The organism is Marinobacter sp. (assembly GCF_041687235.1).
GTDB lineage: Bacteria > Pseudomonadota > Gammaproteobacteria > Pseudomonadales > Oleiphilaceae > Marinobacter.
On the sequence record NZ_JAWLCH010000022.1, the window covers coordinates 24,932 to 47,664 of the forward strand.

The 22,733-nt window shown below is 58.2% G+C and carries 18 protein-coding genes and 1 pseudogene; 4 read left to right on the forward strand and 15 right to left on the reverse strand.

Translation table 11 applies throughout. The features are described 5' to 3' along the window. The 12 genes from pyrF to purU form a co-directional block, all read right to left on the reverse strand. The coding region (gene pyrF, locus ACESMK_RS18705; RefSeq protein WP_373001885.1) for an orotidine-5'-phosphate decarboxylase at positions 1–719 on the reverse strand (719 nt) is incomplete at its 3' end. A gap of 11 nt (positions 720–730) precedes the next feature. Next, the gene (lapB, locus tag ACESMK_RS18710; protein ID WP_373001887.1) at positions 731–1,900 is read right to left on the reverse strand and encodes a lipopolysaccharide assembly protein LapB; all 1,170 of its coding nucleotides are present in this window, start codon (positions 1,898–1,900) and stop codon (positions 731–733) included. Beyond that, positions 1,900–2,202 carry a LapA family protein gene (locus ACESMK_RS18715; protein WP_373001889.1) on the reverse strand — a complete coding sequence of 101 codons (303 nt, stop codon included), beginning with the start codon at positions 2,200–2,202 and terminating at the stop codon, positions 1,900–1,902. Before ACESMK_RS18715 ends, lapB begins: the two co-directional genes overlap by 1 nt. Before the next feature lie 59 nt (positions 2,203–2,261). Next, positions 2,262–2,558: an integration host factor subunit beta gene (locus tag ACESMK_RS18720; RefSeq protein ID WP_008172061.1), complete on the reverse strand. Its 297-nt coding sequence runs from the start codon at positions 2,556–2,558 to the stop codon at positions 2,262–2,264. Between the two features lie 134 nt (positions 2,559–2,692). Next, a complete protein-coding gene (gene rpsA / locus ACESMK_RS18725) occupies positions 2,693–4,387 on the reverse strand; it encodes a 30S ribosomal protein S1 (RefSeq protein WP_014576794.1) in 1,695 nt (564 codons plus the stop codon). Positions 4,388–4,517: 130 nt separating this feature from the next. After that, positions 4,518–5,198, reverse strand: coding sequence for a (d)CMP kinase (gene cmk, locus ACESMK_RS18730; protein ID WP_373001891.1), 681 nt, complete (start codon positions 5,196–5,198; stop codon positions 4,518–4,520). Then, complete coding sequence (locus ACESMK_RS18735; protein ID WP_373001893.1) at positions 5,198–7,426, reverse strand: bifunctional prephenate dehydrogenase/3-phosphoshikimate 1-carboxyvinyltransferase; 2,229 nt, start codon at positions 7,424–7,426, stop codon at positions 5,198–5,200. Before ACESMK_RS18735 ends, cmk begins: the two co-directional genes overlap by 1 nt. Position 7,427: 1 nt before the next feature. Further along, the gene (gene hisC / locus ACESMK_RS18740; RefSeq protein ID WP_373001895.1) at positions 7,428–8,552 is read right to left on the reverse strand and encodes a histidinol-phosphate transaminase; all 1,125 of its coding nucleotides are present in this window, start codon (positions 8,550–8,552) and stop codon (positions 7,428–7,430) included. A 45-nt stretch (positions 8,553–8,597) separates the two neighbouring features. After that, positions 8,598–9,695 (reverse strand): prephenate dehydratase, encoded by a 1,098-nt coding sequence (gene pheA, locus ACESMK_RS18745; protein WP_373001897.1) that lies wholly within the window; start codon positions 9,693–9,695, stop codon positions 8,598–8,600. A 2-nt stretch (positions 9,696–9,697) separates the two neighbouring features. Beyond that, complete coding sequence (gene serC, locus ACESMK_RS18750; protein ID WP_373001899.1) at positions 9,698–10,780, reverse strand: 3-phosphoserine/phosphohydroxythreonine transaminase; 1,083 nt, start codon at positions 10,778–10,780, stop codon at positions 9,698–9,700. 50 nt (positions 10,781–10,830) lie between these two features. Then, positions 10,831–13,443: a DNA gyrase subunit A gene (gene gyrA / locus ACESMK_RS18755; RefSeq protein ID WP_373001901.1), complete on the reverse strand. Its 2,613-nt coding sequence runs from the start codon at positions 13,441–13,443 to the stop codon at positions 10,831–10,833. Between the two features lie 126 nt (positions 13,444–13,569). Continuing rightward, positions 13,570–14,424 (reverse strand): formyltetrahydrofolate deformylase, encoded by an 855-nt coding sequence (purU, locus tag ACESMK_RS18760; RefSeq protein WP_373001903.1) that lies wholly within the window; start codon positions 14,422–14,424, stop codon positions 13,570–13,572. 143 nt (positions 14,425–14,567) lie between these two features. On the opposite strand from purU, the gene ggt reads away from it, so the two are divergent. The 3 genes from ggt to ftsH are packed head-to-tail and all read left to right on the forward strand — an operon-like array spanning position 14,568 to position 18,532. Further along, on the forward strand, positions 14,568–16,331 hold the full coding sequence (gene ggt / locus ACESMK_RS18765; RefSeq protein WP_373001905.1) for a gamma-glutamyltransferase: 1,764 nt from the start codon (positions 14,568–14,570) through the stop codon (positions 16,329–16,331). A gap of 42 nt (positions 16,332–16,373) precedes the next feature. Beyond that, positions 16,374–16,622 carry a YkoF family thiamine/hydroxymethylpyrimidine-binding protein gene (locus ACESMK_RS18770; RefSeq protein WP_088828676.1) on the forward strand — a complete coding sequence of 83 codons (249 nt, stop codon included), beginning with the start codon at positions 16,374–16,376 and terminating at the stop codon, positions 16,620–16,622. After that, positions 16,619–18,532: an ATP-dependent zinc metalloprotease FtsH gene (gene ftsH / locus ACESMK_RS18775; RefSeq protein WP_373001907.1), complete on the forward strand. Its 1,914-nt coding sequence runs from the start codon at positions 16,619–16,621 to the stop codon at positions 18,530–18,532. The genes ACESMK_RS18770 and ftsH overlap by 4 nt, the downstream gene beginning before the upstream one ends. A gap of 4 nt (positions 18,533–18,536) precedes the next feature. On the opposite strand, the gene ACESMK_RS18780 is transcribed toward ftsH, so the two are convergent. Further along, entirely contained in the window at positions 18,537–19,403 is an 867-nt protein-coding gene (locus ACESMK_RS18780) for a universal stress protein (RefSeq protein WP_373001909.1), read from the reverse strand. Then, positions 19,396–21,795, reverse strand: coding sequence for a Lon protease family protein (locus ACESMK_RS18785; RefSeq protein ID WP_373001911.1), 2,400 nt, complete (start codon positions 21,793–21,795; stop codon positions 19,396–19,398). Before ACESMK_RS18785 ends, ACESMK_RS18780 begins: the two co-directional genes overlap by 8 nt. A 205-nt stretch (positions 21,796–22,000) precedes the next feature. On the opposite strand from ACESMK_RS18785, the pseudogene ACESMK_RS18790 reads away from it, so the two are divergent. Beyond that, positions 22,001–22,201 (forward strand): annotated as a pseudogene (locus ACESMK_RS18790) (type II toxin-antitoxin system ParD family antitoxin). 181 nt (positions 22,202–22,382) lie between these two features. Here the strand turns inward: ACESMK_RS18790 and ACESMK_RS18795 are convergent. After that, complete coding sequence (locus ACESMK_RS18795) at positions 22,383–22,547, reverse strand: addiction module protein (RefSeq protein WP_373001913.1); 165 nt, start codon at positions 22,545–22,547, stop codon at positions 22,383–22,385. Positions 22,548–22,733: the final 186 nt, after the last annotated feature.

A 22,733-nucleotide genomic window follows, 5' to 3' on the forward strand; every position in this document is an offset into this window, starting at 1 on the left:
ACCTCAGCGTGAATAGCCTCCAGGGCAGCCAGCGGGTCAGACGCCTGAGTAATCGGACGGCCGATCACCAGGTAGTCGGAACCGGCTTTGAGGGCGTCGGTGGGCGTCATGATGCGCTGCTGATCGCCTTTGTCGGCAGTCAACGGACGGATACCCGGTGTGATCAGCTTGAAGTCGGCGCCCTGCTCGGCTTTGAGCTTCGGTGCCTCTTGCGCGGAGCAGACGACGCCGTCGAGGCCGCAGTTTTTTGTGAGGGCTGCCAGGCGGGAAACCTGAGCCTTCGGAGAGTCGGTGATGCCAATGCCGGCAAGGTCGTCTGCGTTCATGCTGGTGAGGACAGTGACAGCGATCAGAAGTGGGCGATCAGCGCCAAAGGCTTCGAGGCGCTCGCGGCAAGCGCTCATCATCTTCTCGCCGCCAGAAGCATGGACGTTCACCATCCAGACGCCGAGATCGGCTGCGGCTGCCACGGCGGCCGATGTGGTGTTGGGGATATCGTGAAATTTCAGATCCAGGAACACCTCGAATCCGCGCTTCTGCAAATTCTCAACCAGTTGAGGCCCGGAACGCGTGAACAGCTCTTTGCCCACTTTCAGGCGGCACTTGGTCGGATCCAGTTTTTCTACCAGCTCCAGGGCCGGATTCTGGGAGGGAAAGTCGAGGGCGACGATGATCTTGGGATCGTTAGGGGTTTGCACGTTCACTTGTCCTACGGTCATTCGGTAAAGGTTTATTCGGCTTCAACACCCTGTATCGGGCGCACGGTTTCCCATTGCTTGCAGCTTGGGCACAGCCAGTGCAGCTGACGCCCGGAAAAGCCGCAGCTGACGCAGCGATAGACCGGGCGGTTGGCCAGTATCAGGTGACCGATTCGGCTCACCAGCCTGCCCTCGTCGGTGGTCATGCCCTTCTCGTAACCGGCCATTTCAACCAGCCGTAACAGGCCACGGACGCTGGGACGGGTTTCCAGCTCCTGCCTGAGCAAGTCGATCGCTGCGGGCCGCCCCGAGGCGCGCTCGACAGATTCCACCAGTGCCAGCAGAAGGCTGGTACTGGGATGATTCTCATAAAGCTTGCGCAGCTTTTTGGCCAGCCGGCCAATGTCGCCATGCTCGTGCTCCAGTTTCATCAGGCGATCAATGGCCTCAGAACCAAACTCGGGGTTCTGGTCGAACACCTTCAGGCATTGATTGCCAGCCTCACGATAACTGCCCTGTCGAACCAGCAGCTTCATCAGAATCAGGGTGGCGCGCACGCAGGAACGATCGTAGTCCAGAGCTTCCCGGGCGAGCTTCTGCGCAGCCCAGCGATCATCCTGCTTGAGGGATTCCTCGGACAGCTCACAGGTCAGATACGCCAGAACTTTGAACATGGCGGGGTCAGCATCGCCCCGGGTCAGGGTTCGTGCAACCTCGGCAGCTTTCGCCCATTCCTTCTCTTGCTGGTAAAGGTCAATCAGCTGCTGGGAGGAATGCCGCCCGTACTCCTTGTCGCCCATCAGCTGATGCAACAACGCCTCGGCACGGTCGAGCAGACCGGCGTTGAGGTAATCCCGGGCAAGCTCCAGTGTGACCTGTGGAGAGAAACGTGGGGGCAGCTCGGGCCTCGCCAACAGGTTCTGGTGGATCAGTATGGCCCGGTCGGTTTCGCCCTTGTTGCGGAAATGGCTGCCGATGGAGAGATGCAGGCTGACCGTATCCTTGTTCACCGCAAGGGACTGGACGAAGTTCTCGACGGCCTGGTCAGAGTAATTGGTGAAAAGGAACTGAAGACGATCCTTGACCGAATCCTCGTCGGAAATTGTTTTCCCGGATCGGTTGTCATTGCTTCCCAGCCGGCCGACAAGCCAGCCAACGGCGACTGCAACTGTCAGAAGCAGCCACTGAAGTACGATATCCATTAAAGAGTCCGGTCGTTCTGGGCCCTGGATTTCTCCAATGCCTGCTCGGCACGATCAAGTCGTTTCTGAAGGGTTCGCCTGGACACCGAGGTGCGAACGGTGGCCAGAATGGTCATCAGCACGCCCACCAGCGCACCAACAACAAAGGCCATGATAATCCAGACGGCAACACCATGCGGTTGGGTTTCAAACAACAGGAAGTTGAGGGAGACTGCCATTTGATTATTGAGCGAGAACACCAGCGCCAGCAGAACCAGGACCAAAACCAACAGAATAATAAGGATCTTCTGCAATCCTGCCATAGCGATAGCACTCCCAAAGGGCTTATACGCCCGAATTATACGCGTTCCCTGAGCAGCTGTTAAAAGCCTTTCTTCAAGCTGTCGTTGACCTGCTCTCTCAATTCCTTGCCGGGTTTGAAGTGCGGCACATACTTGGCTGGCAACTGAACAGCCTCACCCGTTTTCGGGTTGCGACCGGTACGCGCAGCCCGGTGATGAAGGGAAAAACTGCCAAATCCCCGGATTTCTATTCTTTGACCATCAGCGAGCGACTGGGACATGTGCTCGATGATGGTTTTTACAGCCAGTTCGACATCTTTAACGGAGAGCTGAGTTTGCTTGGACGCAATCAGCTCGACCAGTTCGGACTTCGTCATGAGGCGTTTCCCTCTTTCGTTATTATTCGGCCGTCGGTTACCGGATTCCCATGACTACCTAGTTTAGCCAAACCAGAAAAAAACACAAAAAAAACGGGCTCTTAGAGCCCGTTTTTTTCGTACCAACCGGAGGTTCAGTCCTTGTTGGCGTTTTGCTGCTGCATCTGCTCCTTGATGAGATCACCAATGGTGGTCGCACCAGAAGAAGTTTCTGCAGTCTTCGTCCGCACATTTTCCAGCGCCTGCTTGTCGTCCTCAACGTCTTTGGACTTCACAGACAGGTTGATGATGCGGTTCTTGCGGTCGATGCTGATGATCTTCGCTTCAACTTCTTCGCCTTCCTTCAGCGCGTTCCGTGCATCTTCAACACGGTCACGGCTGATTTCAGAGGCTTTCAGTACCGCTTCAACTTCGTCGTTCAGGGCAATGGTAGCTGCCTTGGCATCAACTGCAGACACGGTGCCCTTAACAATGGAGCCCTTGTCGTTCAGCTGTACGAACTCGGCGAACGGATCGCTCTCGAGCTGCTTGATACCCAGGGAGATACGCTCACGCTCCGGATCAACAGACAGGATAACGGTTTCAACTTCGTCACCCTTCTTGTACTCACGAACCGCTTCTTCGCCAGTCTCGTTCCAGCTGATATCAGACAGGTGAACCAGACCGTCGATGCCGCCATCCAGACCGATAAAGATACCGAAGTCAGTGATTGACTTGATCTTGCCGGAGATGCGATCGCCCTTGTTGAAGTTGCTGGAGAAATCTTCCCACGGGTTGGATACACACTGCTTGATACCCAGGGAGATACGACGACGCTCTTCGTCGATATCCAGAATCATCACGTCCACTTCGTCGCCTACCTGGACAACCTTGGACGGATGGATATTCTTGTTGGTCCAATCCATTTCGGAAACGTGAACCAGACCTTCAACGCCCTCTTCCAGCTCAGCAAAGCAGCCGTAGTCGGTCAGGTTGGTAACGCGTGCCTTGACCTTGGAGCCTTCCGGGTAACGACCCTTGATATCAACCCAGGGATCTTCGCCCAGCTGCTTCAGGCCGAGGGAAACGCGGTTGCGCTCACGATCGAACTTCAGAACCTTGACGCTGATTTCGTCGCCGACATTAACGATTTCGCTCGGATGCTTGATGCGCTTCCAGGCCATATCGGTAATGTGCAGCAGGCCGTCAACACCGCCCAGATCCACGAACGCGCCGTAGTCGGTCAGGTTCTTGACGATACCCTTGATTTCCATACCCTCGGTCAGGGTTTCCAGCAGAGCTTCACGCTCGGCACTGTTCTCAGCTTCCAGAACCGCGCGGCGGGAAACAACCACGTTGTTACGCTTCTGGTCGAGCTTGATAACCTTGAATTCGAGTTCTTTGTTCTCCAGGTGCGCGGTATCGCGAACCGGACGAACGTCTACCAGCGAGCCAGGCAGGAAGGCACGGATACCGGCCAGATCGACGGTGAAACCACCCTTGACCTTACCGTTGATAATACCTTTAACCACTTCCTCAGCTTCGAAGGACTTCTCGAGTACCTTCCAGGCTTCTGCACGCTTGGCCTTTTCACGGGACAGACGGGTCTCACCGAAGCCGTCTTCAACAGCGTCGAGAGCTACATCGACAACGTCGCCGATAGCAATTTCCAACTCGCCTTTTTCGTTAAGGAACTGGGAGGCGGGGATAACGCCTTCGGACTTCAGTCCGGCGTTAACGGTGACCCAGTCGTTATCGACGTCTACAACGGTTCCCTGGACGATGGAACCCGGTTGCATGTCAATTTCTTTCAGGCTTTCTTCAAAAAGATCCGCAAAGCTCTCGCTCATTATGAGTCCTATATGATCAACGCAAGTGTACTCCGTGCCACCAGCAACACGGTCTGTTAACAAGTTCCGGATTAAGCCTGTGGCTGGCAGATAGCGCTACATCCGGCATTTCAACGACAAAAAGGTGTAGTCAGGCCTGACCTGCTGCGGCCATACACCTGTCCAACACCTCTTTCATGCTCAACCCCGTAGAATCAATGACTTGCGCATCATCTGCGGGTTTGAGAGGGGCTGCGGAACGGTTCATGTCCCGTTCATCACGAACCCGTATCTCCTCTAAAAGGGCGTCAATATTAACATCGACACCCGCGTCCTTCAACTGGCTATAGCGCCGCTGGGCCCTCTCCTCGGCGCTTGCCGTCAGGAAAATTTTCACCGGCGCATCCGGAAACACCACCGTCCCCATATCGCGGCCATCGGCCACCAGGCCCGGCGCCTGCCGGAAGTCCCGCTGGCGCTGCAACAAAGCGTCACGGACCGGCTGCATCACCGCCACCTTAGAGGCGTTGTCGCCTGCCGATTCCGTACGTATATCTGCGGTCACATCCTTCCCGGCCAGAATGACTTTTACCGGCTCGCCTTCCGGCGTGGGCTCGAACGCCACATCCAGCCCGGCAGCAACCTTCACCAGGCCGGCCTCGTCATCGAGAGACACACCCTGACGAACGGCAGCCAGGGCCGTAAGCCGGTACAAAGCACCGCTATCCAGAAGATGCCAGCCCAGCTTTCGGGCCAGCATCTGGGTAATCGTACCTTTGCCGGAACCCCCGGGGCCGTCTACGGTAATCACCGGCGCACTGCTATCCACCATTAGTCAGCCCCCTCGGCTGAGATATTGATTCCCGTACCACGGGCAAGCTCAACAAACCCCGGGAAAGACGTGGCCACATTCGCACAATCGGTGACGGTGATCTCGCCCTCAGCGCGCAGCGATGCCACCGCGAAAGACATGGCGATCCGGTGGTCACCGTGGCTGTTCACGGTACCGCCGCCAATGCTCTGGCCGCCATCAATAATGATGCCATCCGGGGTAACGGTGGTTTCCACGCCCAGTGCGGCCAGGCCGTCTGCCATGACCTGGATACGGTCGCTTTCCTTGACCCGTAGCTCCTCTGCGCCGCGCAGAACCGTCCGGCCTTTGGCGCAGGCTGCGGCAATGAACAGAACCGGGAATTCGTCGATGGCCAGGGGCACCTGATCTTCGGGAATATCAATACCCTGCAGCTCCGCCGAGCGAACCCGCAGGTCAGCCACCGGCTCGCCGCCGATTTCGCGCTCATCCAGAATCTCAATGCTTGCGCCCATCTGGTTCAGGATGTTGATCACGCCAACCCGGGTTGGGTTCATGCCCACATGCCGCAGGACCAGATCGGATCCCGAGGCGATACTTGCGGCAACCAGGAAAAAGGCGGAGGAAGAAATATCGGCAGGCACATCAATATTGGTCGCCGTCAACCTGCCGCCACCGCTAACACTGGCCGTCGCGCCATCCCGATGAACGTGGTAGCCAAAGCCGGCCAGCATGCGTTCGGTATGATCGCGGGTGGGCGCCGGCTCGGTCACCGATGTGCTGCCCTCCGCGTATAGACCGGCCAGCAAGAGGCACGACTTCACCTGGGCGCTGGCGACCGGCATTTCGTAGTGAATACCAGCCAGCTTCTGGCCACCACGGATTTTCAACGGCGGGCGACCACCTTCCGCGGTATCAATCACGGCACCCATGGCCCTGAGGGGATCGGCAACCCGCCCCATCGGGCGACCGGAAAGGCTCGCATCGCCGGTCAGCTCGGAATCAAAGGGCTGGGCAGCCAGCAACCCCGCAAACAACCGCATGGCGGTACCGGAGTTACCCAGATACAACGGTCCCCTTGGGGCCTGCAGCCCGTCCATGCCAACGCCATGAATTCGGACAAAGCCGTCATCCGGGCCTTCGATAGTAACGCCCATATCCCGGAACGCCTGGAGCGTGGCCAGGCTGTCTTCACCTTCCAGAAACCCCTTAACCTCGGTAACACCGTCAGCCAGCGCACCCAGCATGATGGAACGGTGCGACATCGACTTGTCGCCGGGCACCCGGATATCACCGGTAATCGCGCCACCGGGCTGAAGACGGAACGTTACCTGCTTTTCACTGTTGTTTGTCACGTAAGCCTGTCCTGAGAGCATCTTCGAAAAATGTTCACGCGCCGCCTTGGCGCGACTGAAAACCCGCAACAACGTGGCGCTGTCCTGATTGGCAATGGCCGTGCGCAGTTGTTCCAGATCGTGGGTAAAGTGATCAATCACGCGCAGAACCGCATCGCGGTTCGACAGAAAGATATCGTGCCACATCACCGGATCACTGGCCGCAATCCGGGTAAAGTCCCTGAAGCCACCGGCGGCATAGCGAAAGATATCCATGTTCTCGTCTTCACCCGCCAGGGTATCCACCAGGGAGAATGCAATAAGGTGTGGCAGATGGCTGGTCGCTGCCAGCACCTCATCATGATACGCCACCGACATGGTCAGCACCGTGGCGCCACAGCCTTCCCACAGCGCTTTAAGCCGGGCAAGGTGTGGCTGGCTGACGTCATCCGGCGGCGTAAGAATAACCTTGTGGTTGGCAAAAAGATCCGGATTGGCCGCGCGAATCCCACTTTTCTCGGAGCCGGCGATAGGGTGGCCGGGGATCACGAGAGGAGACAGACCACCGAACACCAACTCCACATCGGTCACAAAGCTGGATTTGGTACTACCCACATCGGTCAGAATCGCGTCCGGCTCCAGCGCAGGCCGAATCTGCTCGAGAACCGCCCGCGTCGCCCGTACCGGCACCGCAAGCACAACGAGGTCGGCGCCCTGCACCGCATCAGTGACGGAAGAAGCCACCAGATCGATAACGCCCAATTGTTTCCCGAGTTGAAGCTCCTCATCGCGCTGGTCTGCGCCGACAACCGTACTCGCCAGCCCGTTGCGACGGATGGCACAGGCCAGAGAGCCACCGATCAGCCCCAGACCAATCACAGCTACCCGTTTAAACAGAGGCTCGGAAGATGCCATGTCAGTCACTGAGCCCAGATGCGGTCAGGGCCTGAGCCAGAGCTTCGATAAAGCGCTCGTTTTCTTCCGGCAGCCCCACGGATACCCGGAGATGTCGCGGCATGCCGTAACCGGCAATAGGCCGGACGATCACACCGTGTGCCAACAGGGACTGGTACACACCCATCGCCTGCTCACCCACTTCAACCGCAACAAAGTTGCCTGCGGACGGAATGTAGCTGAGCCCCATCCGATCGAATGCCTCCTGCAACTGACGCAGACCGGCCGTGTTCACATCCCGCGAACGCCGGAGATAATCCTCATCCTCAAGCACAGCCGTGGCTGCAGACAGGGCAACGGTATCCACATTAAACGGCTGACGTACCCGGTTGAGAATATCCGCGATGGCCGGGGAGCTGATACTGTACCCTACCCGCAGAGCCGCCAGCCCCCAGGCTTTGGAAAACGTACGGCATACGATGAGATTCGGAAAGCGAGCCAGCAGCTCAACACCGTCCGGGTATTGCGCTCCGGTCAGGTATTCGCAGTAGGCCTCATCCAGGACCACAAGCACGTTCTCCGGAATCTTGTTCAGGAACGCCTCGATGGAATCCGCCGTGTGAACCGTGCCCGTGGGGTTGTTCGGATTAGCGACGAACACCAGGCGAGTGCGATCAGTCACCGCCGCAGCCATGGCGTCCAGATCATGCCCCCACTCCCGGGCTGGCACAGACACACCTTTGGCGCCGATGGCCTGGGTCACGAGGGGATAAACGGCAAACGCGTATTGGGAGAAAACGACTTCGGAATCTGCATCAGCGAAACAACGGGTAATCACTTCCAGAACATCGTTGGAGCCGTTGCCAAGGGTAATCTGGTCCATGCCCACGTTCAGACGTTTCGACAACGCCTGTTTCAGATTGAATCCGTTACCATCGGGATACAGACAAAGCTCGGATAACGCTTGCCGCGCTGCCCCAAGGGCCTTTTCGCTGGGCCCGAGCGGATTTTCGTTGCTCGCCAGCTTGATGATCTCTGCCGGGTTGAGGCCAAGCTCACGGGCCAGCTCTTCAATCGGCTTGCCCGGCTGGTAGGGTGAGAGCGCCTGTACGCCTCGAACCGCCAGACTCTGGTAATCAATGGCCATAAATCGTCCTCGACACTCTTTGCTCAAAAACGCAGGTGCGGATACTCAAAGCACGCCAATGGGGTAGGAACCCAGACGTTTAAGCTCAACGGCCTCTTCGTCCACTTCTCCCAACACCTTCCGGACTTGCTCGTCTTCCATGTGTCCCTCGAAATCGATGTAGAACACGTAGGCCCAGGTACCACTCGGGGACGGCCGGGTTTCGATGCGGGTCAGGCTGAGGCCATGGCGATGGAATGGCTCGAGGAGCTGATAGAGGGCCCCGGGCTTATTGCGCATGGACACCAGAATAGACGACTTGTCGTGACCACTGGCCGGCACTTCCTCCCTGCCGATGATGAGGAACCGGGTGGTATTGTCCGGGCGATCCTCAATGCTGTTCGCCAGTTTCTGCAGGCCATAAAGCTCAGCTGCCATATCACCGGCAATGGCCGCTGTTCCCGGCTCCTCGGCGGCGCGTCTGGCAGCCTCGGCATTGCTGGATACGGTGACCCGCTCAATGCCGTAACGATGGGTATCCAGCCACTGCCGGCACTGGGCAAAGGACTGCTGATGGGAATAAATCCGGGTGATTTCCTGGTCGCCGTGCTTCGGATTCACCAGCAGGTGATGGTGAATCCGTAACTGCACCTCGCCGCAGATCTTGAGCGGCGAGGACATGAACATATCAAGGGTATGGTTAATCATGCCCTCGGTAGAGTTTTCCACCGGCACCACGCCGTAATGGGCTGCGCCGGACTCGACCTCCCGGAATACCGCATCAATAGCCGGTAAAGGCACGCTGACGACCGAGTGGCCGAAATGCTTGAGCGCTGCCGCCTGGGTAAAGGTGCCAATCGGCCCCAGGAAGGCAATGTGCATGGGCTTTTCCAGCGCCAGGCAGGCGGACATGATTTCCCGGAACAAACGGGCCATTTCCTCGCCGGACAGCGGCCCCGGATTCTGTTCCTTTATGCGCCGAAGCACCTGGGCTTCACGCTCCGGGCGGTAGAAAAAGACATCCTGCCCCGGATTGGCAGTCATCTTGACGTGGGCCACTTCCTGCGCACAGGCGGCCCTCGCACTGATCAGCTCCATGATCTTCTGATCAATCTGATCGATCTCGTCCCGCAGCTCTCCGAGCCGAACCTGCTCGTCACTCATGATCAGCCACGCTCCTTCGCAAATTCAGTCATGTAGTCAATCAGAGCGTCAACACCGGCCTCGGGCATGGCGTTATAGATGCTCGCGCGCATACCACCCACGGAACGATGCCCTGCCAGGTTCAGCAGACCGCGGGCATTGGCCCCCTTCAGGAACTCGCCGTTCAGGGCGTCGTCCGCCAGGGTAAACGGCACGTTCATCCAGGAACGGAAACGCGGGTCAATCGGGTTGGCATAGAACTCGTTGGTGTCGATGAAATCGTAGAGCTTGCGGGCTTTGCGCAGGTTGATCTCGCCCATCGCCTTCACACCGCCCTGCTCTTTCAGCCACTTGAACACCAGACCCGCCAGGTACCAGGAGTAGGTAGCCGGGGTGTTATACATGGAACCGTTATCCGCGATCACCTGATAGTTCATCATGGTCGGCGTCTCCTTACGGGCCTTACCGAGGAGATCCTTGCGAATAATGACCACCACCAATCCTGAGGGGCCGATATTCTTCTGGGCGCCAGCGTAGATCAGGCCATACCTGGAAACATCCACCGGCCGGGACAACATGGATGAGGACATATCCGCAACCAGCGGCACGCGCGGGCTGTCAGGAACAAAGTCGAACTCCAGACCACCAATGGTCTCGTTGGGCGTGTAGTGCAGGTACGCCGCATCGGCACTGGTCTGCCAGGAGGACTGGTCCGGAATCGTGGTAAATCCGCTGTCTTCCGAGCTGGCCACCACGTTCACTTGACCATAGCGACTGGCCTCGGAAATCGCCTTCTTGGACCAAATGCCGGTGTTCACGTAGTCAGCAGCGCCTTTATCACCCATGAGGTTCAGGGGGATGGTGGAGAACTGGCTGGACGCTCCGCCCTGCATGAACAGAACGGCGTAGTCATCCGATACGCCGGCCAGTTCACGCAGGTCGTTTTCTGCAGTTTCGGCAATTTGAACAAACTCGTCACTGCGATGGCTCATTTCCATCACCGACATGCCCGTGCCGCGCCAGTCGAGCATTTCATCCCGCGCCTGACGAAGCACGCTTTCCGGCAAGGTGGCCGGACCTGCACAAAAGTTATACGCCCTGCTCATGTTGCTGTGTTCTCTCAAGTCTTGCTGGATCTTTCTGTGGCAGTGCCGGCTTATTCGTCGCCGGCACCCTCACCTTCTTCCGGGCTCTCGTCGGCAACGATCGGATTGCCCTCGCTGTCGAGCTCTTCATCGTCGGTTTCAGCAATTCGCTCAACACCCACCAGACGCTCATCTTCCTGGCTGAGTTTGATCAGACGCACACCCTGGGTGTTACGGCTCAGAACCGACACTTCGTCTGTCCGGGTACGCACCAGCGTGCCCTTGTCAGAGATCAGCATCATTTCGTCGCCTTCGAACAGTTGCAGGGCTGTGACCAGGTTACCGTTCCGCTCGGAGCACTGCATGGCGATAACGCCCTGACTGCCCCGGCCATAAGTGGGGAACTCGTCAATCGCGGTGCGTTTGCCATAGCCATTCTCACTTGCCGTCAGAATGACGCCGCCTTCCTGCGGGATAATCAGGGATACCACATGGTGACCTTCCGGCATCTTGATACCGCGAACACCACGGGCTGTCCGGCTCATAGGACGAACGGCTTCTTCGTTGAAACGCACGGCCTTGCCAGCCGTCGAGAACAGCATGACCTCGGCATCGCCTTTGGTGATAGCCGCACCGATCAGGGTGTCACCCTCATCCAGCGACAGGGCGATCAGGCCGCTGCTGCGCGGGCGCGAGAAGTTCGGCAGCGGGGTTTTCTTCACCACACCCGCAGAGGTAGCCATCAGCACAAACTGGTCTTCGGGGTAGTCCCGCACCGGCAGGAAGGTGGTAATCCGCTCACCCTCGTCCAGCGGCAGGATGTTCACCATGGGACGGCCACGGGACGCCCGGCTGGCGCGCGGAATCTCGAATACCCGCAGCCAGTACACCTTGCCCCGGTTGGAGAAACAGAGAATCGTGTCGTGGGAATTGGCCACCAGCAGCTTCTCAACGAAGTCTTCATCCTTCATGGAGGTTGCTGCCTTGCCGCGACCGCCCCGGCGCTGGGCCTGGTAATCTTCCACCGCCTGGGTCTTGGCGTAACCGCTGTGGGAAATGGTTACCACCAGGTCTTCTTCATCGATCAGGTCGGCGATGGTCAGGTCGCGACGGGAGCTGGTGATTTCAGTACGGCGCTCGTCACCAAATTCGGTAACGATGGCTTCCAGCTCTTCCCGGATCACCTGCAGCAGGCGCTCGGGGTCGCCCAGGATATCCAGCAGGTCAGCGATTTTCTCGAGAATTTCCTTGTATTCGTTCTGGAGTTTCTCGGTCTCCAGGCCGGTCAGACGGTGCAGGCGCAGATCCAGGATCGCCTGGGCCTGTTCCGGAGACAGGTGATAGAGCCCCTCACGCAGACCGTAGATTTCCGGCAGATCATCCGGACGACAGGCGTCTTCGCCGGCACGCTCAAGCATGGCCATCACGTCGCCGGGGGACCAGCCCTTGGCAATCAGCTTTTCCTTGGCTTCGGCCGCAGACGGCGAGGCCTTGATCAGCTCGATAATTTCATCGATGTTAGCCAGGGCAACGGTCAGGCCTTCCAGGATATGACCACGCTCACGGGCCTTGCGCAGCTCGTAGATAGTCCGGCGGGTCACCACTTCGCGACGGTGACGAACGAACGCATCCAGCAACTGCTTCAGATTCAGTGTCTTCGGCTCGCCGTTGATCAGGCCAACCATGTTGATGCCGAATACGGTCTCAAGCTGGGTCTGGGCAAACAGGTTGTTGATCACAACGTCCGGGTTTTCGCCCCGACGCAGTTCAATCACCACCCGGATACCTTCCTTGTTGGATTCGTCCCGCAGCTCGGAGATACCCTCAAGGCGCTTCTCTTTCACCAGCTCCGCGATCTTCTCGATCAGGCGGGCCTTGTTCAGCTGATAGGGCAGCTCGGTGATGATGATGGCATCGCGGTTGGTCTTGTTGTCGTGCTCAATCTCATGGCGGGCACGGATGTAGATACGACCACGGCCAGTGCGGTAGGCCTCAACAATCCCGGCACGACCATTAATGATGCCCTCGGTCGGGAAATCCGGACCCGGGATGAATTCCATCAACTCATCAACGGTAAGATCCGGATTATCGATCAGCGCCAGACAGCCATTGACCACTTCCGTCAGGTTATGGGGCGGAATATTGGTGGCCATACCGACCGCGATGCCCGAGGAGCCATTCACCAGCAGGTTCGGTACCCGGGTAGGCAGAACCTCGGGAATCCGTTCGGTGCCGTCGTAGTTGTCAACGAAGTCGACGGTTTCCTTGTCAAGATCCGCCAGCAGGGAGTGGGCGATCTTCTCCATGCGGATCTCGGTGTAACGCATGGCGGCCGCGTTATCACCGTCGATGGAACCGAAGTTGCCCTGGCCGTCGACCAGCGGATAACGCAGGGAGAACGGCTGAGCCATGCGTACGATGGTGTCGTAGACCGCAGAGTCACCGTGGGGGTGGTATTTACCGATAACGTCACCGACCACACGGGCGGACTTCTTGTAGGCCTTGTTCCAGTCGTTGTTCAGCTCTGACATGGCGAACAGAACACGGCGGTGAACCGGTTTGAGGCCATCCCTCACATCCGGGAGCGCCCGCCCGACGATAACGCTCATGGCGTAATCGAGGTAGGACTGTTTTAACTCGTCTTCAATATTGACCGGCAGGATCTCTTTGGCTAACTCACCCATCGAGAAAGGTTCCTTTGCGTTATCTGGAAGTCGTATCGGGGCCGTGTCCGGGCCCCATAGTTATTCTTCAACAAGCCGCCAAGTCTACCACAGTCACACCCCTTCCGGGGCAACTGTGAGGCAGCCTTAATCAAACACCACTGTCTTGTTTTCGAAGGTAATCACCCGGTCTTCGATGTGCGAACGCAGGCCCCGGGCCAGTACGTTCTTTTCCACATCCTTGCCCAGGCGAACCATATCCTCGATGGAATCGCTGTGGGTAATCCGGATAACGTCCTGCTCGATGATCGGGCCCTCGTCGAGGTCCTGGGTTACGTAGTGGCAGGTGGCACCAATCAGCTTTACGCCCCGGCTGTAAGCCTGGTGATACGGACGGGCACCGGCGAAGGACGGCAGGAAGCTGTGATGAATATTGATGACCTTGCCCGCGTACCTTTCGCAAAGCTCACCGGGCAAAATCTGCATGTAACGAGCCAGCACAACCACATCGGCTTCGTATTTCTGGAACAGCTCTTCGATATGGGCAAAGGCTTCCGCCTTGTTTTCCTTGCTGACCGGCACATGGTGATAGGGAATCTCATGCCATTCCACCATGCGGCGCAGGTCGTCGTGGTTGGAGATGACCGCCACAATCTCGGCGTTGATTTCCTTGCTGTGCCAGCGGTAAAGCAGGTCTGCAACGCAGTGTGATTCTTTGCTGCACATCAGGATCACTTTCTTCGGCTGGGCCGAATCGGCAATGTGCCAGTGCATGTTGAATTCACGGGCGATGGGTTCGAACGCAGCGCGGAACTGGTCCAGGCCGAACGGAATCGAGGTGGCCTTGATCTCGTGCCGCATGAAAAACCACCCGGTGTGCGTGTCTGAATGGTGACTCGCCTCGGTAATCCAGCCATTGTATGTCGACAGAAAATTACTCACCTTGGCGACAATTCCCACCCGATCGGGGCAGGAAATCACAAGACGATAGGTATGCTCCATGAAAGCCTTTCCTTAACTGAAATCCGGGAAAGCAGGTGCGTCGGGGAATCACCACCGGCATTAACGGCAGGTTAACGGTACGCACCTATGAAAATGACCGGCTATCATAGCCTATCTGAACGCCAGAAACGAGGAATGGAGATATGGACAGAGGCCTCTACCGCCGCACAACGAAAAACCTCGCCAGGGCGCGCTCAGGCCGCCTTTCAATAGCGGCAGCCCTGACCCTTTTCTGGGTCATCGGGCCCGCCTTCGGCCAGGCCATACTCGAAGGAGAGCGATTTCACCCGGTTACCGCGACTCAGGGCATGGTGGCCACCAGCCACACGCTGGCCACCGAAGTTGCCCTGGACGTACTGAAAAACGGCGGCAATGCCATAGATGCAGCAGTAACAGCCGGTTTTGCCCTGGCCGTCACCCAGCCCCGCTCCGGTAATATCGGGGGCGGTGGTTTCATGCTGATTGCGAAAGGCGATGACTCACCACCAGAGGCCATCGATTACCGGGAAACAGCGCCCGCCGCGGCCACAGAGACCATGTTCCAGGATGAATCCGGAAACGTGGTCCAGAACCGCAGCCGCTTCACCCATCTGGCGGCAGGCGTGCCCGGAACGGTCGCAGGCCTGGCCATGGCACTGGAGCGGCACGGCACCATTTCCCTGGAACAGGCGTTGGCGCCCGCTATCAAACTGGCGCGGGAAGGCTTTATTGTTCCCCAGCGATTCACCGAAGGCCTGGAACAGGCCCGGGACAGGCTTGAGCGCTGGCCGGCCACACGCGACACATTCTACAAGAAAGATGGCAGCGCCTGGCAGCCCGGCGAACGCTTTCGCCAGCCAGAACTGGCCGCCACGCTCAAGCGAATTGCTGATGAGGGCATCAAAGGTTTTTACGAAGGCAGAACCGCCGAACTGATCGCCAGCGAGATGGACCGGAATGGCGGGCTGATCACGCTACAAGACCTGAAAGACTACCGACCGGTGGTGCGAACCCCGGTTCAGGGCACCTACCGGGGGTACGATATATTTTCCATGTCGCCACCCTCCTCCGGCGGCACCCACATCGTGCAGATCCTGAACATACTGGAAGACTTCCCCATGGCCGACTTCGGCCACAACTCCGCGGAAGCAATCCACCATATGGCCGAGGCCATGAAACTGGCCTACGCCGACCGCTCGAAATATCTTGGCGACACCGATTACGTGGATGTACCCCTCAAAGGACTGACCAGCAAGGGGTACGCCGAAGAACTCCGAAAAGGCATTGACCCCGGCAAGGCACGGCCGGCCAGTGACATCCGTCCAGGCCAGCCGACTGCCTGGGAAAGCCCGGAGACCACCCACTTCTCGGTGGTGGATAAATGGGGCAATGCAGTGTCCAACACCTATACCATCAATTTCAGCTACGGGTCCGGCATAACCGTGGAAGGCGCGGGCTTCCTGCTGAATAACGAAATGGACGACTTCAGCGCCAAACCTGGAGTGCCCAACGCCTACGGCCTGATCGGCGGTGAGGCCAACAAGGTTGAGCCAGGTAAGCGCATGTTGAGCTCCATGTCGCCCACTATCGTGAAAAAGGACGGCAAGAATGTCCTGGTAACCGGCAGCCCTGGTGGCTCACGGATTATCACCACCACCTTGCAGGTGATCCTCAATGTGATTGATCATGGAATGAACATTCAGACCGCCGTTAGTGCCCCCCGGATGCACCACCAGTGGTTGCCGGATGAGATCCGGATCGAACAGGGCATCAGCCCGGACACCATCCGCCTGCTGGAAGAGCGCGGGCACACAGTGGTCGGAGGATCCGCCATGGGCGCCATCCAGAGCATAATGGTTGGCGAAGATGGCGTGCTTCATGGCGGCGCAGACCCCAGGCGCAGCACCTCGTCCGCCATGGGCCACTGACACAGGCAATTGACCAGGGTCACTGACCCGACTGGAGGCATCATGTATCTTTCTGTGCAACTCAGCTGTTATCCCCTGAAAGAAGAGTATAAACAGCCCATCAAGGACCTCATCGCCAGGCTGGAGCAAACCGGCCTGGAAGTTTACCCGGGGCGCATGAGCACGGAAATTTTCGGCGACTATGATGAGGTAATGAGCGTTCTCTCGGATACCATGAAATGGTCATTCGAGACCTACGGAAAATCCGTCTTCGTGGCGAAGATCATGGAGGGCGATCGGAGACCGAAATGACAGCACCGAGCGGGCCAGATAACCAGCAACAGAAGCCGGACCAGAACCAACAACCGGCAATCCCGAACCAGTTCGCGTTCCTGTGGCTCAGCGCCGCCATCTTTCTGATGGTGCTCTGGCTTCAGGACGGGGGACAACCGCGGCTTCAGGATCTGGCTTACTCTGAATTCAAAGCTGCTGTCATGAACGACCAGGTGGCGGAAGTCACCCTGAAAGAAGAAGCCATCACCGGCCTGTTTACCGACAGCGGTGCGGCAGACTTCAGCTCAGACAGTCCCGCACGAACCAGCACCCCGGGGTTCCAGACCATTCGCCCGCCCATGGAAGATCCTTCCCTGCTTGACCTGCTGGAAGAGCACGAGGTCACTATCCGGGCCACCCCCTCCGGATTGCCCTGGTGGCAGGAGATGATCCGCAGCTTCCTGCCCTGGATCCTGCTGCTGGCGCTGATGTTCTGGTTCTGGGGCGCCGCCCAGAAGCGGATGACCCAGGGCGGAGGGCCGTTCGATTTCAGCCGCTCCAAGGCCCGGCGGGCCCGTAAGGAAACCTCCACCGCCACTCTGGATGATGTGGCCGGCATTGAGTCCGCCAAGCGGGAAATTGCCGAGATCATCGACTTCCTGAAATCCCCCGAAAAATACCGGGCCCTGGGCGCCGTTATGCCCAAGGGCGTGCTTCTGGTCGGCCCACCGGGCACCGGCAAGACCCTGCTGGCCCGGGCCATCGCCGGAGAGGCAGAAGTGCCTTTCTACAGCATCAGCGCGTCGGAATTTATCGAGATGTTCGTGGGTGTCGGCGCTGCCCGCGTTCGGGATATGTTCCAGGAAGCCCGAAAAGACGCGCCAGCACTGATCTTTATTGACGAGCTCGACGCGATCGGCCGTTCACGGGGTGCAGGCCTTGGCGGCGGCCATGACGAGCGGGAACAGACCCTGAACCAGATTCTCACCGAAATGGACGGCTTCGAAGCCCACGAGAATGTTCTGGTACTGGCCGCGACTAACCGGCCGGACGTTCTGGACAGCGCCCTGCTCCGCCCGGGCCGTTTTGACCGCAAGATCACCCTGGACCGGCCCCACAAGGAAGCACGCACCGCCATTCTGAAAGTTCATGTGCGCAAGGTACCACTGGCCAGCGATGTCGATCTTGAACAACTGGCCGCCCGTACCATCGGGTTTTCAGGGGCGGACCTGAAAAACCTTGTGAATGAAGCCGCGCTTACCGCGGCACGGGAAAACCTGCACGAAGTGAATGCCCATTGTTTTGAGCTGGCCCGGGACAGGATCATTCTTGGCGAGGAACGGGACACCAAACTCTCGCCGCCTGAGCGCGAAGCCGTTGCCTACCATGAATGTGGCCACGCCATCATGGCCTATTTCATGCCCAACGCAGACCCTCTTACCAAGGTGACCATCATTCCCCATGGCATGGCAATGGGGGTGACTGAACAGACTCCGAAAGAAGATCACTACACCTACACGGAAAGTTATCTGAAGGATCGCATTAAAGTCATGCTTGGCGGTCGCTGTGCTGAAAAACTGATTTATGGAGAAGTCAGCACCGGTGCCCAGAATGATCTAAAGGAAGCCACCGCACTGATACGGAAGATGATCGGTCAATGGGGGATGAGCGAGAAGATCGGCCCCCTCGGCCTGAGTATTGGAGAAGAGCATGTATTCCTTGGCCGGGAAATGGGCCTGCCACGGGAGTTCAGTGAAAAAATGGCCGAGATGATCGATGGTGAAATCCAGTCACAACTGATGGCGCTGGAAAAAGCGACCCTGGATTTTCTGACTGAGCACCGTAACCAGCTCGAGGCATTGGCCAAAGCCGTCTTGAAGAACGAAACTCTGTCTGCCGAGGATATCGAGGAAATTCTGCGCAAGGAGGGCGCCCGCAAGATTGCCTGAAGACTCAGGGCGTTACCGTCACCGGCAGGTTCAGGGCCTCAAGCAGGCGCTCCGCGCCGGGCTCCCGAAGTAACGCGCACTCCCGGCTCAGTATCAGCTGGACCGCCTGCTCCTCTCGCAACACCCGGGCCACACCCGTCGGATCAGTCGTCGGGAGCAGCCGTGTGCGGACATCAGCGTGCTTAATACCCAGTTCCTGTACGATGTTTTGCAGGTCTGCTGGTGACATGTCCGGGTTCGCACCCAACAATAGCGTCACAGGTCGCGGAGAATGACGAATCACCTCAGCGGCGGCCTGGACGGCACGGGTGTTAGCTTCCCTGTGGTCATTGAGAAACACCACAACCCTGCCCTGAGGCAAAGCCCGATGCTCACTCCAGAGCAGCACCCTGCCCGGCGAGCGACGAACCAATCCTCGCGCTGTTGAGCCCAGCCGCGATCCAGGCGCAGAGGACCAACCAACCCGACCAAGCACCAGAAGATCCTGGGGACCCGCCAGGGCCAACACCTCATCGACGACGTGTCCCCGGGCGATGCTCAGAGTGTGTGCGCCACCGTAGGGCGCTACCGCACCGGCAAGGGCGCGACGAGCCTGGTTCGCCAACCTTTGCATGCGCTGCTCAAGCTCGCGTTGATCAAAGGGGCGGCTGGCGCCAGTTGACGCCCCCACCTCGCGGGCAAAACCATAGCCGGCACTTCGCAGCAGGTTCAGCTCTTCAACAAACACGCCCAGTACATCAGCGCCCGTGTTTGCCGCAATCGCCACCGCTGCGTCCAGTGCGGCATAACTCATCTGCGAACCGTCCAGAAGTATCAGCACGCGCCCGGCTGCGGTGCCGGGGCCAGACCGGGCTTCAGATGCGTCAGTCACTGTCCTTGCCTCCGCCATTGTTGGCATCGCCATTGCCATCCCGCTTCTTGCTCGCCTCCGCGAACCGCGCCAGCCGCGCGGCAACCCGCCGGTTGAAGCTGTTTTCGGGAAACTCGCCTGCGCTATCCGGCTCTCCGGCCTCCAGGCCGGTTAAAAGCTCAATCGCCTCATTGATATCGGAAATCGGATAAATCCGGAACCGGTCCTCGGCAATCGCCTGTCTTACATCGGCTCTGAGCATCAGGTGTTCCACGTTGCTCGCGGGCAGAAGAACCCCCTGCCCACCGATTTCGCCGGCTTCCCGGCAGACATCGAAAAAGCCTTCGATCTTTTCATTCACGCCACCCACCGCCTGAACTTCGCCATGCTGGTTCATGGATCCGGTCACCGCAAAAGACTGCTTGAGTGGCACCCGGGCAATGGCGGACAACAACACGCAGGTCTCAGCCACCGAGGCGGAATCGCCCTCAACACCGCCGTAGGACTGTTCAAAGGCCAGGCTCGCTGACAACGAAAGCTCACCATCACCGGCATACCGGCTTGCCAGAAAACGGGAAAGAATCATCACGGCCTTGCTGTGAATGGGGCCACCCAGTTTGGCCTCCCGCTCGATATCCACCACTTGCCCCTTGCCCGGCCGGGCCGTGGCTGATATCCGGGTGGGCTGTCCGAACATCGACGCTCCGAGCCTGAGTACCGAAAGACCATTCACCTGAGCCACTTCCTCACCGGCCGTGGCAATCATCACCACACCCCGCCTGATCTGCTCGCGGCTTCGCTCCCGGACCCGGCTGGCCCGGTATTCGCGCTCATCGATGGCTTGCTGGATGTGGCTGGTTTCAATGGTGTCGGCACCGGCCTCGCCCGCCCAGTGGTCGGCCTCACTCAGAATGTCCCGGAGCACCCGGTCATGGGCGGTCAGTTTGCGCTGGTCCGCGGCCAGACGGCTGGCATGTTCGATCAGCCTGGCGACTGCACTCCGCTCCAACGGGCGCATTTTCAGGCCACGGGCCATAGTGGCGATCATTCTGGCGTAAAGTTCGTAGCATTCATCGCTCCGCTCAAGGTCGTCCTCGAAATCTGCCTCCACCTTGAACAGGTCCAGGAAGTCCGGATCATAATGGGACAGCAGGTAATACAGCATCCGGTCCCCGAGCAGAACCACCTTGACCGACACAGGTATCGGCTCCGGTTGCAGGCTGACGGTGCTCACCAACCCATAAAGCCGCTCCAGGGACTCGATACGAATCTCACCGGAAGACAGAATCCGCTTCAGACTCTCCCACGCCATCGGCTGGGTCAGCACCCGGCGGGCATCAATAATCAGATACCCGCCGTTGGCCCGGTGCATGGCGCCGCCTCGAATCAGGGTGAAATCCGTATAGAGATTGCCCTGGCGGGCCCGGTGCTCAATCTGCCCCGCCAGGTGCTGATGATTGGGCAGGTCCTCGTAGATCACCGGCGCACCGACGGTTTCGGCATTATCCACCAGCAAATTGACGTGGTAGCGGGCCAGCAGGCCGGCCGGTGGCCCGTTATCGCTGTCCTGGAAGGCTTCTGCGTGTTCCACCACGTCTTCACGGACGGCATCCAGGTAATCGACGACATCGGGAAGATGCGACCACTTTTCCCTCAATTCACCAATCGGTCCACCAAGAGTCAGCTGCACCATCTCTTCATTGAGGGCATGGACCCGTTCCCGCACTTCTTTCCGCATCCTGGGAATCTGCTGAATGGTCTGCTGCAGCTTTTTTTGTAGCTCCTCGACCTTGGATTCAACCAGTTCCTTTTCTTCATCAGAAAAGGTCTTGTATTCCTCAGGGTCGATCACCTCGCCCTTGCGCATGGGGGCAAAGGTAAATCCGGCCGGCGTGGTGATCATGGCGATGTTGTTGCGGTTGGCCTCTTCCTGGACCTCGAACAAGCCCTGATGCTGGCGCCTGGCCATTTCTTCCTGCAGTTCCTGCAACCGGGCCTGGTACTCCTCGCTTTCAAAAGCGGCCGGAATGGCCGTTCGCAGCTCCTCTGCCAGGTCATTCATGTCCTTCTTGAACGTCTGCCCTTCCCCGGCAGGGAGCCTGATGGCATTCGGCCGGTCGGAGAAACGGAAGTTGTAGACATGGCACCAATCCGGAGGAACCGGTTGCCGGGCTGCATGCAGGGACAGAAAACGTTCGACCAATTCGTGCTTCCCTGCCCCGGAAGGCCCGAGCACAAAGAGATTGAAACCATCCGCCTGAATGCCGGCGCCAAATTCCAGCGCCTTCAAAACCCGGTCCTGACCGTATGGACGCTCAAGGTCTTGCAGGTCATCGGTGGTTATAAAATCCAGCTTTTCCTCAGGGCAAACGTGATAAACCTGGTTTTCGGTTAGCGGGGCGGGTAATGGCATTACGTCCTCCTTGCGATTCCCAGGCTAGCAGGCGCGCTCAACAACGCAGCCACACCGAAAGAAGCGACCAACCTCTCAATCAATAGCGATCTGCTTCATAACACCCGTTAACCTAACATTAACCTGTCTGCTACCCTCGAGCGAGCACTGAAAGAGTAGCTCTTCGAACGCCAGCATCACTCTAGGCCAACATTTTGATGCGTTCATTGCGGAACAACTCAAAAATGGCTGATACAGCTCAACCAGCGAAGTTGTTCGTGCAGGCTTGCGCCTGCTTGAAGAATCCGAAACCCGCTTGATCACGCTCCGCAAACTGCTCAAGGAAGCGAGGATAGTGGTTTTGAGGACTACCCCTATGACTCGTTTCTTCGTGAACTGGACAACGAAGGATAGCGGAAGTCTGTGAAGGGGCGCTCTACGAATATCTGGCGGCAACTCAACTTGCCAGGCTTTTGGTGACTCGCCAACCAAATTGGCCAGGGCCTCAAATTCCTCTATAAAGGCACCACCCAATCCCGGAATTTTTGATTCATAATAACCAACTGATTCCAGGAACTCGGCTTCCGCTGCCGGGTGAAAAGAATAGTTCATTTAATCAGTGCTCTAGCCCTCCTCATGACATCCTCACCAGACACAGCCTGAACTGTGCCGTTGTCCAGCTCTTCGCCTCTACGTCGGGCCTCAAGTAACCAATCGGATCTGAGCTCTTCTTCTGAGGGAGACTCCAGACTCAATACCAGTCTCTGGATCAATTGGGCTCACTCCTCTTTAGGGAGGTGCAGCGCCTCGTCTTCAATTTTCTGGAGATTCATAGAAGAAACCTCTCGTTCACGTATCATCCAAGTTTTGACACGGATGGGTATCAGGTGCCACGACTCGGCTTTTTACCTTTAACGCCCGGCTCACGCGCCGGTTTGGAGCCGCGAAGCGGCGGAAAA

Bases quoted from the DNA above. Each gene is read 5' to 3' on its own strand.
- ACESMK_RS18785 (WP_373001911.1), bottom strand. From the start codon at position 21,795: ATGCCATTACCCGCCCCGCTAACCGAAAACCAGGTTTATCACGTTTGC.
- ACESMK_RS18770 (WP_088828676.1), top strand. From the start codon at position 16,374: ATGTATCTTTCTGTGCAACTCAGCTGTTATCCCCTGAAAGAAGAGTAT.
- ftsH (WP_373001907.1), top strand. From the start codon at position 16,619: ATGACAGCACCGAGCGGGCCAGATAACCAGCAACAGAAGCCGGACCAG.
- ACESMK_RS18735 (WP_373001893.1), bottom strand. From the start codon at position 7,426: ATGGCATCTTCCGAGCCTCTGTTTAAACGGGTAGCTGTGATTGGTCTG.
- pheA (WP_373001897.1), bottom strand. From the start codon at position 9,695: ATGAGTGACGAGCAGGTTCGGCTCGGAGAGCTGCGGGACGAGATCGAT.
- ACESMK_RS18720 (WP_008172061.1), bottom strand. From the start codon at position 2,558: ATGACGAAGTCCGAACTGGTCGAGCTGATTGCGTCCAAGCAAACTCAG.
- serC (WP_373001899.1), bottom strand. From the start codon at position 10,780: ATGAGCAGGGCGTATAACTTTTGTGCAGGTCCGGCCACCTTGCCGGAA.
- gyrA (WP_373001901.1), bottom strand. From the start codon at position 13,443: ATGGGTGAGTTAGCCAAAGAGATCCTGCCGGTCAATATTGAAGACGAG.
- lapB (WP_373001887.1), bottom strand. From the start codon at position 1,900: ATGGATATCGTACTTCAGTGGCTGCTTCTGACAGTTGCAGTCGCCGTT.
- ACESMK_RS18715 (WP_373001889.1), bottom strand. From the start codon at position 2,202: ATGGCAGGATTGCAGAAGATCCTTATTATTCTGTTGGTTTTGGTCCTG.
- rpsA (WP_014576794.1), bottom strand. From the start codon at position 4,387: ATGAGCGAGAGCTTTGCGGATCTTTTTGAAGAAAGCCTGAAAGAAATT.
- ggt (WP_373001905.1), top strand. From the start codon at position 14,568: ATGGACAGAGGCCTCTACCGCCGCACAACGAAAAACCTCGCCAGGGCG.
- purU (WP_373001903.1), bottom strand. From the start codon at position 14,424: ATGGAGCATACCTATCGTCTTGTGATTTCCTGCCCCGATCGGGTGGGA.
- hisC (WP_373001895.1), bottom strand. From the start codon at position 8,552: ATGGCCATTGATTACCAGAGTCTGGCGGTTCGAGGCGTACAGGCGCTC.
- cmk (WP_373001891.1), bottom strand. From the start codon at position 5,198: ATGGTGGATAGCAGTGCGCCGGTGATTACCGTAGACGGCCCCGGGGGT.